This is a genomic window from Pedobacter antarcticus (genome assembly GCF_900103515.1).
In the GTDB taxonomy this organism is placed as follows: Bacteria; Bacteroidota; Bacteroidia; order Sphingobacteriales; family Sphingobacteriaceae; genus Pedobacter; species Pedobacter antarcticus.
In genome coordinates, this window is record NZ_FNGZ01000006.1 from 130,415 (window position 1) to 147,514 (window position 17,100).

16 protein-coding genes are annotated in these 17,100 nt (G+C 40.0%); 13 read left to right on the forward strand and 3 right to left on the reverse strand.

All coding sequences use genetic code 11. The features are described 5' to 3' along the window. The first annotated feature begins 29 nt into the window (after positions 1-29). The 4 genes from BLR53_RS13540 to BLR53_RS13555 all read left to right on the forward strand — a co-directional run bounded on the left by BLR53_RS13540 (position 30) and on the right by BLR53_RS13555 (position 8,379). Complete coding sequence (locus BLR53_RS13540) at positions 30-1,022, forward strand: TlpA disulfide reductase family protein (protein ID WP_074590382.1); 993 nt, start codon at positions 30-32, stop codon at positions 1,020-1,022. A 359-nt stretch (positions 1,023-1,381) separates the two neighbouring features. Continuing rightward, complete coding sequence (locus BLR53_RS13545) at positions 1,382-4,423, forward strand: SusC/RagA family TonB-linked outer membrane protein (protein WP_037441688.1); 3,042 nt, start codon at positions 1,382-1,384, stop codon at positions 4,421-4,423. Positions 4,424-4,438: 15 nt separating this feature from the next. Further along, positions 4,439-5,785: a RagB/SusD family nutrient uptake outer membrane protein gene (locus BLR53_RS13550; RefSeq protein WP_074590385.1), complete on the forward strand. Its 1,347-nt coding sequence runs from the start codon at positions 4,439-4,441 to the stop codon at positions 5,783-5,785. Positions 5,786-5,811: 26 nt separating this feature from the next. Then, a complete protein-coding gene (locus BLR53_RS13555; protein WP_074590387.1) occupies positions 5,812-8,379 on the forward strand; it encodes a M14 family zinc carboxypeptidase in 2,568 nt (855 codons plus the stop codon). Positions 8,380-8,586: 207 nt separating this feature from the next. Here BLR53_RS13555 and cobA read toward each other — a convergent pair whose 3' ends face one another. Beyond that, the gene (cobA, locus tag BLR53_RS13560) at positions 8,587-9,345 is read right to left on the reverse strand and encodes a uroporphyrinogen-III C-methyltransferase (RefSeq protein WP_074590389.1); all 759 of its coding nucleotides are present in this window, start codon (positions 9,343-9,345) and stop codon (positions 8,587-8,589) included. Positions 9,346-9,600: 255 nt separating this feature from the next. On the opposite strand from cobA, the gene nirB reads away from it, so the two are divergent. The 4 genes from nirB to BLR53_RS13580 are packed head-to-tail and all read left to right on the forward strand — an operon-like array spanning position 9,601 to position 13,738. Next, positions 9,601-12,114 (forward strand): nitrite reductase large subunit NirB, encoded by a 2,514-nt coding sequence (nirB, locus tag BLR53_RS13565; protein ID WP_074590392.1) that lies wholly within the window; start codon positions 9,601-9,603, stop codon positions 12,112-12,114. A 15-nt stretch (positions 12,115-12,129) separates the two neighbouring features. Further along, positions 12,130-12,471 (forward strand): nitrite reductase small subunit NirD, encoded by a 342-nt coding sequence (nirD, locus tag BLR53_RS13570; RefSeq protein ID WP_074590394.1) that lies wholly within the window; start codon positions 12,130-12,132, stop codon positions 12,469-12,471. 11 nt (positions 12,472-12,482) lie between these two features. Then, entirely contained in the window at positions 12,483-13,295 is an 813-nt protein-coding gene (locus BLR53_RS13575) for a formate/nitrite transporter family protein (RefSeq protein ID WP_074590397.1), read from the forward strand. A gap of 26 nt (positions 13,296-13,321) precedes the next feature. Beyond that, on the forward strand, positions 13,322-13,738 hold the full coding sequence (locus BLR53_RS13580) for a hypothetical protein (protein WP_244889525.1): 417 nt from the start codon (positions 13,322-13,324) through the stop codon (positions 13,736-13,738). 6 nt (positions 13,739-13,744) lie between these two features. On the opposite strand, the gene BLR53_RS13585 is transcribed toward BLR53_RS13580, so the two are convergent. Both BLR53_RS13585 and BLR53_RS13590 read right to left on the reverse strand, forming a co-directional pair. Continuing rightward, on the reverse strand, positions 13,745-14,431 hold the full coding sequence (locus BLR53_RS13585; protein WP_074590400.1) for a Crp/Fnr family transcriptional regulator: 687 nt from the start codon (positions 14,429-14,431) through the stop codon (positions 13,745-13,747). Positions 14,432-14,643: 212 nt separating this feature from the next. Beyond that, positions 14,644-15,021, reverse strand: coding sequence for a hypothetical protein (locus BLR53_RS13590; protein ID WP_074590403.1), 378 nt, complete (start codon positions 15,019-15,021; stop codon positions 14,644-14,646). A gap of 183 nt (positions 15,022-15,204) precedes the next feature. Here BLR53_RS13590 and BLR53_RS13595 point away from each other — a divergent pair, with 183 nt between their 5' ends. The 5 genes from BLR53_RS13595 to BLR53_RS19965 all read left to right on the forward strand — a co-directional run bounded on the left by BLR53_RS13595 (position 15,205) and on the right by BLR53_RS19965 (position 17,096). Beyond that, positions 15,205-15,444, forward strand: coding sequence for a hypothetical protein (locus BLR53_RS13595; RefSeq protein WP_074590405.1), 240 nt, complete (start codon positions 15,205-15,207; stop codon positions 15,442-15,444). 266 nt (positions 15,445-15,710) lie between these two features. After that, positions 15,711-16,022: a response regulator transcription factor gene (locus BLR53_RS20335; protein ID WP_425312223.1), complete on the forward strand. Its 312-nt coding sequence runs from the start codon at positions 15,711-15,713 to the stop codon at positions 16,020-16,022. A gap of 135 nt (positions 16,023-16,157) precedes the next feature. Further along, complete coding sequence (locus BLR53_RS13605; protein WP_074590409.1) at positions 16,158-16,538, forward strand: hypothetical protein; 381 nt, start codon at positions 16,158-16,160, stop codon at positions 16,536-16,538. Positions 16,539-16,755: 217 nt separating this feature from the next. Beyond that, positions 16,756-16,929, forward strand: coding sequence for a hypothetical protein (locus BLR53_RS19960; RefSeq protein ID WP_176763544.1), 174 nt, complete (start codon positions 16,756-16,758; stop codon positions 16,927-16,929). After that, positions 16,926-17,096 carry a hypothetical protein gene (locus BLR53_RS19965; protein ID WP_176763545.1) on the forward strand — a complete coding sequence of 57 codons (171 nt, stop codon included), beginning with the start codon at positions 16,926-16,928 and terminating at the stop codon, positions 17,094-17,096. The genes BLR53_RS19960 and BLR53_RS19965 overlap by 4 nt, the downstream gene beginning before the upstream one ends. The last annotated feature ends 4 nt before the right edge of the window (positions 17,097-17,100 follow it).

Here is a 17,100-nt window from a genome sequence, read left to right on the forward strand (position 1 = left end):
CAGTATAGTTAACCTTAAAAGAAGATAAAATGAAAAGAACGCTACAAATCTTAACTGCAGGCTTACTACTAAGCACTTTGTCTTTACAGGCAGCGGATAAAAAACCACTAACGCTTACAGGTACTGTACCCGGTTTGAAATCTGGTAAAATCTATTTGCAGAAATTTTACAACAAATCTTTTATCACTATCGATTCAGCGAGTCTGAATGAGGGGAAGTTCCAGTTTAAAACACAATTGGAGCTGCCGGAACTCTACGGCGTAACGCTTTATAAAGATCAAAGTCCTTTTTATTTATTTCTGGAAAGCGGAGCGGTAAATGTGGAGCTGGACACAGCTGCTTATTACAGAGGATCCAAAGTAACAGGGTCACCCTCACAAGATCTGTTCGCTGCTTATAAAAAAGAAAGAAATGTCGACGTGTCAGCGTTTATCAAAGCTAATCCCGCTTCGATTGTTTCAGCTTATATCTTATACCGCGACTTCTCTTATAGATTAAGCCCTGAAGAAATTAAGACAAATATTGCACTGCTTGACCCTTCCCTGAAAAACACACCCTATGTAAATGTTCTGAATGAGCTGGTTACCGTATTGGGAAATGTGAGTGTAGGAAAAAAAGCACCGGATTTTCATTCGGTTACTCCAGAAGGAAAAACAGTAAATCTGCGCGATTTTCAGGGTAAATATGTGCTGGTAGATTTTTGGGCTGCCTGGTGTCCTCCATGTAGAAAAGAGAATCCAAATCTGGTAGCTGCCTATAAACAGTATAATGATAAAGGTTTTGAGATTTTAGGTGTTTCATTGGACAAAACCAAAGAAGCCTGGGAAAAGGCTATCAAAGATGACCATTTAGCTTGGACGCAGGTCTCAGACCTTGCTTTCTGGGATAGTGCGCCAGCGAAATTATATGGTGTAAGAGCCATTCCTTCCAATGTCTTGTTAGATCCTCAGGGTGTCATTGTTGGCAGAAACCTTCGCGGAGAAGAATTACAGCAAAAATTAAAAGAACTTTTCGATAAATAATCCAGACACAAAAAACACCCTTTATATTAACCTCAATAAACATGACTCAGAACCAAATTAATTCCAGGTCTCTCCCTGCTGTGCAGACGTCGATTAATCTTATTACACTTTCTCCAGTTTCTCTTGATTGCATGACTCCCATGCGATGTTGTATGATGGCATAATCCTGCCTCATACAAGCCGTATTACGGCTTTTCATTTCTAATTTCAGCTATAAAATGATGCGCCCGAATAGGGGGCCAGGGATAGCTATATCTATTATTTCGTGTGAAAATTCCGGGTTGGAACTGTAGCGTGGCTTTGCTATGCCATCCATCTACCTGTTTGAATTCATACCTGTTTCTTATAAATCAGCTTAAATGAAAACAAAATTACTATTTATAATTTGGGTCCTATTCGCTCTGGAAGTCCAGGCGCAGGACAGGACCATTACTGGTAAAGTGGTTGATCAGACTGATCAGCAGCCTTTACCAGGAGTGAGTATCAGGGTTTCAGGGCAGAAGTCCGGAACATTAACCAATACTGACGGGACATTCAGTATTCGTGTTGCTGAAGCAGAAAAAAGTCTTTTATTCAGCTATATCGGATACTTAGGTAAAACCGTTCAGCTTAGGGATATCGGTAAAGTGATTGCACTGGAGCCCGATCTTCAGCAACTTAGCGAAGTAGTTGTAACAGGCTACAGTACCCAGGAACGTAAGTTTATCGCTGGTTCTATTACCACATTAAAAGGAGAGGACCTGACTGCAACCGGCGGATCTGGATTCAATCAACTTATTCAGGGTAAAGCTGCCGGCGTACAGGTATCTTCCAACTCCGGTGTTCCTGGTGGAGGTATCACTTTCCGGATTCGTGGAAATAACTCGATAAATGCATCTGTAGAACCATTATATGTTATCGATGGTGTATTTGTAAATAGTAGCAATTCCATCAGGGCCGGTCTGGGTAACCAGACTGCATCAAACCCACTTGCAGATATTAACCCTGAAGATATCGAATCATTGGTTATCCTTAAAGATGCCAGTGCAACAGCCATCTACGGATCTATGGGCGCTAATGGAGTTGTGCTGGTCACGACTAAGCGCGGTAGTTTAAACACTAAAGCGAAAATCAACCTGAGTACTTATCAGGGCTGGTCTGAAGCTGTAAATAAATTCAAGAGCGTTAGTGGCGCTGAGACAGCGATGCTGGCTAATGAGGCGGTGCTGAATACAGGACTGGATCAGAAGAAAGATCCTTCCACTATTGTGCTTCCGTTCGCAGATCCGACTTCCCAGCCCACATATGACCGTGTAAGCGGACTGTTCAGAACTGCAAAAACTTCAAATTACGAAGTATCTGCACAAGGAGGTTCTGCAACAAGTACCTACTATACTGGTGTAGGCTATCTAAAACAAGAGAGTGTAGTGAAGCCTTCGGATTTTGAAAGATTTACCGGGCGTTTCAATTATGACAACCGGTTAACCGATAGATTAAAAATTGGAACCAGCTTTAATTTTACCAGGACTGAAAGAGCATTGAGTGGAAGTGATAATAATCCGACTGGTGTAATTAACTCAGCCATTTTCCCAAGGTCATATTTGCCTATCTACAAGCCAGATGGAACGTATGCCCGTTATGGAAGTTTTGATAACCACCTGGCACTGATAGAAAACCTGGATAACCATGCGGTTGGGTGGCGTACGATTGGTAATGTATTCGGAGAGTATACAATCCTGCCGGAATTAAAGCTGAGAACCAGCTGGAGTATCGATAATAACAGCGTATATGAGAATAGCTACAGTAATACATTGATTAGTGCTGGTATTGCCTCTAATGGTTCTGCAGCATCCTATGAAACAAAAAATCTGGTCTTAACAAATGAGCAGGTATTAACCTATATCAAATCCTTCGGTGAGAATAAAAAGCATAATATCAATGCATTGGTTGGGAATACCATTTATTCCAAATTATATGAGACTACCAGCGCTTCCGGAACCGGATTTGCAACCAATTCTTTGAGGTCGATAGATAATGCAGCTATCCGCTCCGGATCTTCAGCCCGCTCGCAGAATAAAATGGTTTCTTTTTTTGGTAAAGCAAGTTATACCTATGACAACAAGTACACTATTGATGGAAGTATTCGTGCTGATGCCTCTTCGAAATTCGGGATCAATAAACAATGGGGTTATTTCCCATCAGGAGGACTTACCTGGAGAGCTGGACAAGAGACTTTTATCAAAGATCTGAACATATTTGATGAACTGAAATTCCGAGGTAGTATAGGCCTTTCCGGTAATCAGAATGGTATAGATGACTATGCAGCACTCGGTTTATGGTCGGCAGGATATAATTACCTGGAGACAGCTGGTACAGCACCATCACAATTGGCTAACCCGGACTTAACCTGGGAGACTACCCGTCAGATAGACTTGGGCACTGAGTTCTCCATCTTGAAGAAAAGGCTGAACGTTTCCTTTGATTATTATAATAAATACACCTATGATCTGTTGCTGAACGTGCCTGTGCCTTATCGTTCGGGTTTTAGCTCTTATCTGCAGAACTACGGTGCAGTTAGAAATAAAGGTCTGGAATTAAGCATCAGTTCAGTAAATGTGGAAACTAAAAATTTCAGCTGGACTACAGAATTCAATGTGTCAAAGAACAACAATAAGATCGAAAAATTAGCCTCTGATATTACGTTAGGTGCCTCAGGAAGAAATATTTCAATCCTGAGAGAAGGTTACGCAGTAAACTCTTTCCAGTTGTACAAACAATTATATGTAGATCCAAAAACAGGTAATGCTGTTTATGACGACGTAAATGGAGACGGTCTGATCACTTCCGCTGACAGACAGATTGTAGGTAATGCTTTACCTAAATATACAGGAGGATTAAACAATACGGTTAAGGTTAAAAATTTCGATCTGAATGTCTTCTTTATCTTTCAGCAGGGAAATAAAATCATGAACATGAACGATTTCTTTCTGGTTCATGGTGGAACACAAAGTAATATTGGTTTCCTGCCAAGACAACTGGAGAGATGGCATTATGAAGGACAACAAACAGATATTCCGAGAATGACCACTTTCAGCGGAGACCCCACTGTAAATGGCGGATCTGCAAATAACTACGGAGGAAATGTAGCCAGTCTGAGTAGCCGTTATCTGGAAGATGGGTCATTTATACGTTTAAAAAATGTGTCATTGGGTTATACTATACCTACTGTAACCAGTGCGAGATGGGGTATCAGCAGAGCACGGATTTATGTTTCAGGTTCTAACCTTTTAACCTTCACCAAATACAAAGGACTTGATCCAGAAGTAAGTTCACAAAGTAGTAATCAGAATACTGCCGGGTATGACTGGGCCACGGTACCGCAATCACGAACTATACAAGTAGGCGTTAATGTCAGCTTATAATTAAAAGATATTCTCATGAGAACTCAAAAAATAACTCTTACCGCAGCCTACCTGTTTAGTTTAACTTTACTGCTTGGCTCCTGCAAAAAATATTTAGATGTGGTACCTAATAATGCCTTGCCAACAGCATCGGCCATTATTGATGCCGGTACAGCCAGGGCGGCAATTATCGGGACATATGATGGTTTGCAAAATTACTACAGTGCAGATTACCCAACTTTAGGTACAATAACAGCAGATAATGTGATTTTTAATGGCACGCTGAGTGAATACCTTCAGCTGGATCAGAACGCGATTCCTACAGATAATGTAATCACTGTTTCTGCTTATAGAAAGATATATCGCATGATAAATTCTGCGAATGGTGTGATTGCTGGAATTCCCGGAGTAAATGATCCGCTATTAACCCCTGAAGAGAAGAATAAAATACTTGGAGAAGCTTATTTTCTGCGTGCAATTGGATATTTTGATCTGGGCAGAGGATGGGGAGGTGTCCAAATTCAGTTAAATCCAACGGTAGATCTGAATGCGCTGAAAGGTGTAAAAAGAAGTACGCTAGCCCAGACTTACGATCAGGTACTGGCAGATCTGGTTAAGGCTGAAGAATTATTACCTGCCGACGATGCCAATACCCGTAACCGGGCTCAAAAAAGTACAGCAAGAGCTTTACGAGCCCGTCTGAATCTGTACAGGGAAAATTGGACAGAAGCGGAAGCTTATGCAACCCAGGTTATCAATCAGCCTAAATTTAAACTGGTAGACAATTATAAAACGTTTTTCACCAGTCCTTTTTTAAGCTCCGAATCAGTTCTGGAACTAAGTTTTTCTGCAAATGACAGAAACAGTTTCTGGAATCTGTGGTACCCAAGTTCTTCCGGCGGACAGTTTACGCTTAAACCTTCAGATGGCTTTGTTTCCAAAATTAATAATCCGGCAATCGGCGGAAGCAGAAAAAGCTTAGTGGCTGGTTCAGGAACTACAGTTTACGGGGTATTGTATAATACCGCTGGTGTGAGCGTAGACCCTGCTTACCTGATCCGGATTGCAGAATTATATCTGATCCGTGCAGAGTCAAGGGCAAATTCAGGAAATCTGGATGGCGCGAGAGCAGATCTAAATGTAATCAGAACAAGAGCTGGAGTTGCACCGCTTACAGGTGGCAATAAAGAACAAGTACTTCAGGCGATAGCAGATGAGAATAGTTTAGAGTTTGCTTTCGAAGCGCATCGCTGGTTCGATCTGGCCAGAACCAAAAAAACAGGCGAGGTACTTGGAGTGACTAATCCGAATTTCTGGCTGTTTCCTATCCCTTATTCAGATATTCTTTCTGATCCGGATGTTGTACAAAACCCAGGCTATTAATTTCTAAAATCAACGCAAACCATTATATGAAACTACACAAATCACTTTTACTAAGTCTGTCTCTGGTTTTTCTGGCCGGGCTGGCCCGGGCTCAGCAGCAATACTTTTTCCCGGGGGCCGGTCAGTTTGACCCTAAAGTACCTACGCCGGAACAATTTCTGGGCTATCCGATAGGAAGTCACTATACACGCCATGACCAGGTTGTCGCCTATTTTAAAGAACTGGAAAAGACATCTGACCGTGTACACCTGCAGTTTATCGGAAAGACCTATGAAGAAAGACCACAGCTGATCGCTACAATTACTGCGGCTGCTAATTATAGTAAAATCGAGGATATTCGCAAAGAACACGTTACACTGGCAGACCCGGCGAAGACTATTCTGGGCGCGAGCTCGCCTGTTGTGGTATTATTAGGGTATAGTGTTCACGGAAACGAAACCTCCAGCGGAGAAGCAGCTTTATTAACTGCTTATTACCTGGCGGCGAACCAAAATCCTGAAACTACGAAATGGTTACAGGAAGCTGTAGTGCTAATTGATCCCTCACTGAATCCTGACGGAAGAGACAGGGCTGCAAACTGGCATAACGCCTATAAATCATTTCCTCCGGTTTCTGATCCGGCAGACAAAGAACACCAGGAAGGATGGCCGGCGGGCAGAACTAATCACTTCTTTACAGATTTGAACCGGGATTGGTTAAGTGCTGCACAAGTGGAAAGTCAGAACCGACTGGCTGTTTTTCACCAATGGTATCCAAATGTTCATATCGATTTTCATGAGATGGGCACGGGCAGTACATATTATTTTGAGCCTTCACCAGCGGGACATGAAAGTCCGATTTTACCTAAAGCATCCTATGATTTTAACGCGACGCTTGCTAAATATCATGTGGAAGCACTGGATAAAATCGGATCGCTTTATTTTACCAAGGAGGCTTTTGATAACGTATCACCAATTTATGGCTCTACTTACCCAGATTTCTTTGGTGCAGTCGGTGTAACTTTTGAACAAGGAAGCTCACGCGGATTAGTACAGGAAAGTGATAATGGCCTGGTTACTTTTCCATTTACGATCAGGAACCAGCTGACAAGCGGACTGTCGACAGTTAAAGGTGCTGTTGCAGAAAAACTGAACTTATTTAAATTACAGAAAGAATTCTTCCAAACAGCATTGGATCAGGGAAGGGCTAACCCGGCTAAAGGATTTATTTTCGGAGATAGTAAAGACCTTTCTTTAACTCAGAAATTACTGGATCTGACTTTAACGCACCGTTTAAAGGTTTATCCACTTGATCAGGACCTGACTGTGGATGGTAAGAAATTTGAGAAAGGCAAAGCTTTTATTGTGCCATCTGTACAACCTAATTTCCGGATTGTTCACTCTATATTTGAGGAAACAGCGAAATTGAAAGACAGTGCTTTCTATGATAATACATCGTGGTCTGTAATTCATGCGTACGGATTGAAATATGCCAAATTAAAGGTGTTACCTGCTTTGGGAAGTACTGTTGACAAGGCTCCACAGTTAAAGACAGCATCTGCATTGACAAAAAGCACTTATGCTTATTTGCTGGACTGGTCTGACTATAATGCATCTCGTGCTTTATATGATTTACAGAAAAGAGGTATTCGTGTTAAAGCGACTTATAAGCCATTTACGGCTAATACCGCAGCTGGTAAGCAAACTTTCAGCTACGGTTCATTGGTTATACCGGTAGCTAACCAGGAAGTGTCAGCAGACAGTTTATATAAGGCCGTACTGCAGGCTGGAGTTGTTGCTGGGCTGCAATTTCAGAGCACAGGAACAGGTTTTAGTCTGGAGGGCATTGACTTAGGTAGCAATAACATCCGCACGGTTAAAAAACCAGAAGTGGCTTTACTGACTGGAACGGGTATCACAGCAGGTGAGGTGGGAGAGGTTTGGTTCTTACTAAACCAGCAATTGAACTTGCCGGTAACTAAACTGGAAGCCGGTAATTTGGGCAGAACTGATCTGTCACGCTACAGTTCTTTGGTCCTGGTATCTGGAAATTACGATGCGCTGGATAAACGCAGTGTTGAAAAAATCAGAAACTGGGTAAATGCAGGTGGCACATTAATAACTTTTAGAAATGCTTCTGAATGGGTAATCAAAGAAAAATTTGTGCAGGAAAAATTATATACCGATTCTGCTACTGCCAAAAAAGGAACAGCACAAAGATTAGATTACGTGACAAAATCAGAGACAGAAACAGCTAAAAGAATTAACGGCGGAATCTTTCTGGCAGATGTAGATCTGAGTAATCCGATTGCATTCGGTCTGACAGACAGGAAAGTTTTTTTTACTAAAACAGGTACGACTATTCTGCAGCCATCAAAAGACAGGTATGCTACGGTAGCGCAATATCTACCTGAAGCTTATGTGAGCGGTTATGTGTCTAAAGATAACAGAGCTAAGATCAGTAATAGCGCGGCTATTTTGGTTGCCTCTGCAGGGGCAGGTACCGTCGTTCTATTTGCCGAAGATCCAAATTACAGACATTACTGGCATGGTACAGACAGGTTATTCCTGAACTCAATCTTCTTCGGAAGCGAGATTTCCGGAGGAAGGTTTTAAACAACCGTTAGCCTTGAAGGTCGAAGAGCCATTATCATTATGATAACCCGGATATTGTTAAAGGTTAAAACGGTGTTGATAGGGTATTGATACGGTGTTCAGTCGCTGTTGATATACCCTATTACCGACTGAACACCGTATCAATACCGGCTCAATAGCCTTTCAGCGTATAGCGAGCTAACCGGTATAATTGCCGGGCAACTTATTTCAGGAATGAACAACATGAAGTAGGGAAGCGTGATTTCCGACAGCCACAACCCCACCGATAATTATAATTGCTGGACAAGTTAAACCGCTATGTTCGGCAGCTGTCATCAGATTTTTAACCTTACAAACAACTTTTTTTTGTTCTGGTAATGACGCGTGTTGTATAATTGCAGCTGGCATATCACCCCTTTCGGCTCTGATGTAAACGTCCGCTATTTCTGCCAGTTTTTTCATACCCATATAAATGATTACTGTAGCTGAGCTTTTTATGGCACAGTGTAAATCTTTAGACAAACTACCATCTTTCTTTGTCCCTGTAATTACCCACATACTTTCGCTAACCCCCCGGTGTGTCAGTGGTATACCGCTTAATCCGCTGGCTTGCATACTACTTATGCCTGGAATATAGTGTGCAGATATCTTATGCTTTTCTGCAAAGAGTACTTCTTCGAATCCTCTGCCGAAAATAAAGGGATCTCCTCCTTTTAAACGTACGACAACCTGATGGGTTTGTGTGTAAGCTTTGATGAGTTCGTGAATAACCTCTTGAGGAGTATAGTTTCCGTAAGGTTGTTTGCCCACATAAATCATTTTACAGTCTTTCGGAGCTATTTCCAATAGCTTTTTGTTTACTAAATTATCATAAAGGATCACTTGTGCTCGTTTTAATATACGATATCCTTTTAAAGTGATTAATTCTGGGTCTCCAGGTCCGCTTCCGATTATAAAAAATCCAAAATCACTACTATTTTCTGTCATTTAGGTTATTTTTTGGTGATATAATTTAATACTTATTATTAATTTATGATTTTTTATGATAAATATCATATAATATTTGTTTTTATTCACAAAAAATATAAATTTGATTAATATATATCATTAAATATCGATTTATTTCAGTCTTATTTATCATTAATTTGTTTATTTGATTTTATTATTGAATTTAAAATTCATTTATAGATGTATTTTCTGTTTAGTGTTCAGTTTTATGCAAAAGACTAATAAAAATATAGGATGAAACACATAAAAGTAGTTGTAATTGGAAATGGAATGGTTGGATTTAAGTTTTGCGAGAAGATTATTGGAAAATCCCAAAATTTCAATCTCGTAGTTTTTGGTGAAGAATCAAGAATGGCTTATGACAGGGTTCACTTAAGTGAATATTTCAATGGAAAATCTGCAGAAAACCTTTCTTTAACTTCAGGCGATTGGTATACGAAAAACGGGATTAAACTTTATTTGGGCGATCCGGTTAAAGAGATTAACAGAGTAGATAAAACGGTCTATTCATTTAATGGTCTTACCGTTTCATACGATTATTTGATTATCGCAACAGGCTCATCTCCATTTGTACCAGATATACCTGGTATTGATAAGGACGGCGTTTTTGTATATCGGACTATCGAAGATCTTGATCTAATTAGAAATTATGCAGCAAATATTAATATAGGTACAGTATTAGGTGGTGGTTTATTGGGGTTGGAAGCTGCAAAGGCGCTTATGGATCTGAAACTACGAGAAACAAATGTGGTGGAATTTGCATCTCATTTAATGCCGAGACAAATAGATAGTGCGGGTAGCGGCGTATTGCAAAACAAGCTTAAAACACTTGGTCTAAATATTTACACTAATAAAGGCACAAGCAGCATTGAGGGAACAAACCAAATTAATGCGTTAAAATTTAACGACGGGCTTGAATTGAAAACTGACATGCTGGTAATCTCTGCAGGGATAAGGCCAAGAGATGAACTTGCGAAACTTTCTGGCCTTGAGGTAGGTACAAGAGGAGGCATTATTGTAAATGAATATATGCAAACCAGTGACCCAGCAGTTTTTGCTGTTGGCGAATGTGCACTGTTTGATCACAATATTTACGGTTTGATTGCTCCAGGTTATGAGATGGCTGAAGTAGCGGCAGCTAAGTTGTGCAACGAACACAAGCCTTTTAAAGGCTTTGATATGAGTACAAAACTGAAACTGATTGGGGTAGATGTCGCTAGCTTTGGAGATCCTTTTACTACAGAACCAGAGTCAAGAACAATTCTTTTTGAAGATAGTCACAAAGGTATTTATAAACGCATAAATATCAGCAACGATGGAAAACACTTACTTGGAGGGATATTAATAGGCGAGGCTGAAGCTTATAACATGCTGCTGCAAACCGTAAATAATAAGATTCTTCTCCCAACTAATCCTGAAGATCTAATTCTTGGCTCAAGGGGTGGTAATGACCAAACAGAGAATACCGGTTTGGCAGGGCTTCCGGATGATGCTTTGATTTGTAGTTGTGAGGGAGTTTCTAAAGTAAGAATTTGTAACGCAGTAACAGAAAACAGTTGTGAATCAGTAGAGGCTATAAAAAAATGTACTAAAGCAGGGACAGGCTGCGGGGGTTGCGTGCCAATGATCAAAGACCTGATGCTTCATACAATGAAGCAAAATGGTAAATATGTAAGAAATGTGGTTTGCGAACATTTTCAGTTAAGCAGACAGGAGCTTTATGATCTTATAAAGATCCATAATCTAAAAAATTACGAGCAGGTGCTGAATAACCTGGGTGAAGGGGATGGTTGCGAAGTATGTAAACCCCTGGTATCGTCGCTTTTGGCAAGTCTATGGAATGATATGATCTTAAAGAAAGGTAACGATACCGCCCAGGACAGCAACGATCGTTTTTTAGCTAACATTCAGAAGGGAGGAACTTATTCCGTCGTACCTCGTATACCCGGAGGAGAAATAACGCCCGAAAAATTGATGGTCATTGGAGAGATAGCAAAAAAATATAGCCTTTATACCAAAATAACAGGTGGCCAGCGTATTGATATGTTTGGGGCGCACCTAAGTGACCTCCCGTTAATATGGAAAGAGTTGATTGACGCAGGTTTTGAAAGCGGGCATGCCTATGGAAAAGCTTTGCGGACTGTAAAAAGTTGTGTAGGAAGTACATGGTGTCGGTTTGGACTAAACGATAGTGTCAGTTATGCGATTCGAATTGAAGAGCGCTATAGGGGATTGCGTGCACCGCACAAATTTAAATCTGCAGTTAGTGGGTGTATTCGGGAATGTGCAGAAGCCCAAAGTAAAGATTTCGGAATCATTGCAACTGAAAAAGGTTGGAATTTATATGTGTGTGGCAATGGTGGAAGTAAACCACAGCACGCGCAATTGCTAGCGACAGATGTAGATAGCGATACTTGTATCAGATACATAGACCGTTTTTTGATGTTCTATATCCGGACAGCTGATCCGCTGACGAGAACAGCCCCTTGGCTTAGTAAAATGGAAGGTGGGATTGAATATCTGCGGAATGTTGTAATAAATGACAGTCTCGGTATGGCAGGGCAGTGGGAATCTGAAATGGAAACTTTGGTGAATAATTATCAGTGTGAGTGGAAAACGGCAATTGAAGATCCTGAAATCAGGAAGCGTTTTAGTCATTTTGCAAATGCACCTGAAGAAAAAGATCCAAGCGTGAAATTTGATGAAATGCGCGGGCAAAAAAAAGCTGCTGATTGGACACTAGTTTAACTTAAAAATAGATTTATGAAGGAAGCAAAAACAAATTGGTTTGCGGCATGTCGCGTCGAGGATGCAGTCGAGAACGGAGGGGTATGCATTAAATGTGGCGATGATCAGATCGCTTTATTCTATTTTACACGTCGTAATGAGTGGTATGCTACTCAAAACCTTTGTCCGCACCGCCAGCAAATGGCTCTTAGCCGCGGCATGATCGGATCGGCGGGAGAAACGCCGAAAATAGCGTGTCCTTTCCATAAAAAAACATTTTCCCTCGCAACCGGGGAATGTCTGAGCGGGGATGAATGTGCCTTGCAAACATATCCTGTAAAGGTAGAAGATGGAACGGTTTATATTGGTTTAAATTAAATAATAGAATTATGGATTATGTATCACCAAAAGAAGTAGCAGATACGATGATGAATGTCGCAGTTACTAAAGCATCGCTGTCTACAAAAGATTTGCTCATCAGAGGTGCTATGTCTGGTGCACTACTTGGAATATCAGTTACACTTGCCTATCTCGCTTCGTCTCAGGTTAAGGTAAATATGGCTGGAGCACTTGTGTTTCCAGTAGGATTTGTAATTATCGTGATACTTGGTCTGGAATTGGTAACCGGTAGTTTTTCACTGGTTCCACTAGCGTGGATGGAAGGAAAAATATCAGCTCCAACCATGCTTAAGAATCTATTTTGGGTTTTCACGGGAAATTTAATCGGAAGTGTACTTTTTGCTTTTTTATTTTGGAGCGCCTCCTCAGAGTTGGGAACTGCGAATACGTTAGGTACAATAGAGCAAATGTTGATTACGGCTGCTGAGAAGAAAACAACCGGATATGCAGCACATGGCACTGCAGGTTTATTATCGGCGTTCGTCAAAGCAATTTTATGCAATTGGATGGTTTGCATGGGGGTAGTCATGGCCATGACTTCAAAGTCGACTGTAGGTAAAATTATGGCTGCTGGAATTCCTATTTTTATATTCTTTGCATTAGGGTATGAACACGCAGTGGTTAATATGTTCGTCATTCCGGCAGGAATGATGTTTGGAGCTAAAGTTACTGTAGTGGATTGGTGGTTATACAACCAACTCATCGTTACCGTGGGTAACATTATAGGTGGCCTGCTATTTACTGGAATGGCCATTTATTATACTTACACCTCAAAAAAAGAGCCCATAACTTTTCCATCTTAGTCCTTAAACCGCTAAACCAGTCTTTTATGATGTACAGAAATTTGGTTGCTATATTTAGCTTCCTAAGCCTTGCTGTAGTTTGTTTTTCGGCAAAACCACAAACTCCTGAAATAAATAAGTCAACCAAGCCGGTACTTTTCGACGGTATGATCATTCTCGGCTATGTGGATCGAGGTGTTTATATAAATTTTGCGGGACCAAGCATTAAATTTAGTAAAAAACCTGTTTCAGTGCTCTTGGGATTAGTACCTGGATTGAGAATAAAGAAGGATAAAGTAGCATCTGGAAGTTCTGAAAATTCAACTGTAACCCCATCCCTGGGATTTGGGCTAACGGCTGTATACAAACATTTTGTTCTACAGGTGCCTGTATATTACAATGCCAAAACGATTACTAAAAATGGAAAATGGCATCCAGGTGCTGGTGTAGGCTATAAATTTTGAAAGAAATTAAGACTCTTTACACAGGAGTCTTAATTTATCCTCATTTGTTATCATGATCCTTTTCCCGGATAAAGAGATTAAATTTTCTTTGACAAGTTCTGTGGTCATCCGAAAAACCGTTTCATAAGTTGCCCCGGTAAATGCGGCAAGATCCTGTTTGCTTAATTCCATATCCACGTATCCTGATTGGTCAAGCCCGAATTGCGATTTTAAATTTAGCAAGGCAACCGCAAGTCTGCCTTTTACAGGCATCAGAGCCAGATTGCGCATTTTTTTTTCAGATTCCTGCAGTTCATCGGCATAAAATAGTAGCAGCTTAAAGGCAAAATCATGATTGACCTTCAGTGTTGTGATAAAAAAATCCAGGTCAATGAAGCAAAGTGAGGTCTCCTCTATCGCTGTTGCAGATATTGGATAAACCGAGCTATGTGTGCCTAAGCCACGGTGGCCAAATACCTTTCCGGAATTAGCAAAACGCAGTATCAGCTCTTTATCGCCCCAATGTTTATGCACCTTAATATTACCTTGGTATACAAAATATACGCCTGCAACAGGTTCGCCTTCCTTGAAGATCTGTTCGCCTTTTTTTACAACAAAATTTTTTCGGTGTCCATTGATGGCTATTTGCCATTCTGGTAGGACTAAACTACACATCAGGCAGCTCTTAAGATCACAGCATTTACCTTTTTTCATAAATTTTACGCAATTTTTAATTGTGTCCTCATGTGCCAGGGCCCTAAAGAACTAATTGTGGAAAATAAAAAAAAAGTGCCTTTAAAATTACTTAAAGGCACTTTTACGGATATGTGTTCCCGAAGGGATTCCAAACGCCTCTTAAAGTCAGTTAGTTATATAGAATGTTGACAGCATATAGTCAACATACCAATTGAATTTTAATTTTTTTTCTACAAAAGCTGAAAGCCTAATTTCTCAGCAATTGTCCTGGTCTTTCTTATAAGCTCTGGGAAATTCTCGTAAACCGATTGTCTACCACCGATTTGAAGCGAAATGTTCATCGTTATGAAATCCTTTTTCATATTGTTTTCTTCATGTACATTTTGTTGCAGTGTTTCCTCATTGTTGATTTTACCCCTAAATAGTTGCATGAAATCATAATCGAGGACTTTGCTAACATTTAAGAGCTGTTCAATGCTAGTATCTGTACGGTCAAAAAGGTATAGTGCAGTACGATACGACATATTCGCCTCCTTGGCAAAATGTACGATAGACCATCCTTTTTGGTCGACAATCTTTTTGATTTCCTTCCCTATATGAATATTCATAGTGCAAAATGATACAATTTTATTCATTTGATATACAATGTGTTGCGCATTATTATGTAAATAAGTGTGCAAATATTTTGTATATATGCAACGAAATGTACACGTTTGTATAACGGATGCGCAACGAATTAGTACCGCAAACATACCATGTTGAGCTCCAATTTAAAATCCTATTTAAGTACTATGTTAGAAAATGCATATCTAGAAACACTGAAAGAGAAGTTACCTGTTGATTGGGTAAATCAGGTCAAAGCCAGAGTTGGATTCAGTGCCACAACAATTAGAGATTCACTTAGGCCTGGAGCAAAGTACAATCGCGATATAATTAATGCCACTATAAACGTAGCTGAAGAATATCAAGATTTTCTTAAGGGAGAATCCAGTAATCAAATTGACAGGATTAAGGCTCTTGCTAAAAGATGATGACGTCGAAGTTTCCCGCCGGATTGATAGATAATAACGGTGAACTGTTCTCAGTATCTAACCTGAATTTTGCCCTCATCGGCGGTCGATGCATACCTGAACCGGAATTTCCATCCTTTCTGACTGACACCATAGATAATTCGATTACTAAAATGGATAGGAAGAGTTTAGCTGATATGGGAATCCATTCGGTTACCGGGCAGAGACATCAATGGCTAAAGTGTAACGTTTCAATGTTCGATAATATTCCTGACTACGTTTATGGTATGAATAAACTACAACGCGAGCATGTGGTATGTGACCTACGTGGGTCCTGTAAACAAGAAAAGAAATTATGCAGGACTCTTCCACAAATATCGGGATTGACAAATAGGCAGATTCAAGTTTTGAAACTGATCGGTAGGGGATTACTAAATAAGGAAATAGCCGCGGAATTAGGAATAAGCTTATTGACTGTTATTTCTCACACAAAAAATATAAGAGACCGGAAAAATCTATTCCGAAAATCAGACCTAGCTCTGTATGCTCAACAACTTAATTTAATAGGAGAGGATCAAACCCTTCATACAAGACTCTAAGCAAGTAGTTCTTTATGCCTAATAGTTTTTACGATTAACTGATAGGCTTAGCAAATCCATTTTTGCTTAATGGTGGATAAATAGTGCCCGTACGAGGACTGCGGGCATAATTTCTTACAACAATTCTTTTAAACTATGAACTTTAAATCACACCTCAAATCTGTTTCGCCATCCGAACTGGCGGGACATCAGATCACACTCTCTCTTGTAATGAGTGAAGATCGAATGACAGTATTTCAAAACAGGAAATACGTAATAACAACTCTGCTTACTTGGCTGAGGCGCTTAAAACCAAATTATCACCAAAATGAAATGCATGAGCTTATTTCTTGGCTAGAAAATATAAAGCTTCGAGGGCACTTCCATATCTGTTTTTTGATAGCTGAAAACGCAGACAAATTCCATTCAATAGCTCCAGGGCTTGACCCTGCCGATTATTTCCAATATAAAAATATCATAACTCCTGTAATCGAATATTGTACGGGAGAATCAAATAACGCTAATACCATAAATTAATTTAATGTCAAGTAAATAACTAAGTAAGTGGATTTGGGAATCCAGGGTGCTTTCTCCCTTTAAATGAAGTACGTTCTTTCACTTGACAATCACCGTTCCCAACTGCAGCTTACTTTAAAATCAACCAGATATGAATAATGGAATTCAATGTTTGCAACACTATATAAATAGAAGAGCTCATTTTTTATGGGTAATAAAAGTTAGAGAATCTAAAGGCATGGACAAAATCTTCCTGATTGATAATTTAACACCGTTGGAGATGCGAGAAGTAATGGAACGAACCTTCTTCTTAAGTGATGACGCTCTTCAGCAGGTAGTGTTTAATCTATCAAGCCGTATCGACGAAATTATGGATTCCATTAGCATTACAGATCTAACCGACATATTATGAAGTCGAAAAAAAATGCAGCTAAGGGAGAGACTACATTAAAGTTGCTAAACGGGTCTATTAGAGTGATACTGATTATCGGCATGATACTATATATCTGCTTCTATCTCGTTCCGGCATTTTACAATGCACCAATTGAATATAACAACCGGTCTACCGGTAATAAATAACAAG

Bases quoted from the DNA above. Each gene is read 5' to 3' on its own strand.
- BLR53_RS13540 (WP_074590382.1), top strand. From the start codon at position 30: ATGAAAAGAACGCTACAAATCTTAACTGCAGGCTTACTACTAAGCACT.
- BLR53_RS13545 (WP_037441688.1), top strand. From the start codon at position 1,382: ATGAAAACAAAATTACTATTTATAATTTGGGTCCTATTCGCTCTGGAA.
- BLR53_RS13550 (WP_074590385.1), top strand. From the start codon at position 4,439: ATGAGAACTCAAAAAATAACTCTTACCGCAGCCTACCTGTTTAGTTTA.
- BLR53_RS13555 (WP_074590387.1), top strand. From the start codon at position 5,812: ATGAAACTACACAAATCACTTTTACTAAGTCTGTCTCTGGTTTTTCTG.
- cobA (WP_074590389.1), bottom strand. From the start codon at position 9,345: ATGACAGAAAATAGTAGTGATTTTGGATTTTTTATAATCGGAAGCGGA.
- nirB (WP_074590392.1), top strand. From the start codon at position 9,601: ATGAAACACATAAAAGTAGTTGTAATTGGAAATGGAATGGTTGGATTT.
- nirD (WP_074590394.1), top strand. From the start codon at position 12,130: ATGAAGGAAGCAAAAACAAATTGGTTTGCGGCATGTCGCGTCGAGGAT.
- BLR53_RS13575 (WP_074590397.1), top strand. From the start codon at position 12,483: ATGGATTATGTATCACCAAAAGAAGTAGCAGATACGATGATGAATGTC.
- BLR53_RS13580 (WP_244889525.1), top strand. From the start codon at position 13,322: ATGATGTACAGAAATTTGGTTGCTATATTTAGCTTCCTAAGCCTTGCT.
- BLR53_RS13585 (WP_074590400.1), bottom strand. From the start codon at position 14,431: ATGAAAAAAGGTAAATGCTGTGATCTTAAGAGCTGCCTGATGTGTAGT.
- BLR53_RS13590 (WP_074590403.1), bottom strand. From the start codon at position 15,021: ATGAATATTCATATAGGGAAGGAAATCAAAAAGATTGTCGACCAAAAA.
- BLR53_RS13595 (WP_074590405.1), top strand. From the start codon at position 15,205: ATGTTAGAAAATGCATATCTAGAAACACTGAAAGAGAAGTTACCTGTT.
- BLR53_RS20335 (WP_425312223.1), top strand. From the start codon at position 15,711: ATGAATAAACTACAACGCGAGCATGTGGTATGTGACCTACGTGGGTCC.
- BLR53_RS13605 (WP_074590409.1), top strand. From the start codon at position 16,158: ATGAACTTTAAATCACACCTCAAATCTGTTTCGCCATCCGAACTGGCG.
- BLR53_RS19960 (WP_176763544.1), top strand. From the start codon at position 16,756: ATGGACAAAATCTTCCTGATTGATAATTTAACACCGTTGGAGATGCGA.
- BLR53_RS19965 (WP_176763545.1), top strand. From the start codon at position 16,926: ATGAAGTCGAAAAAAAATGCAGCTAAGGGAGAGACTACATTAAAGTTG.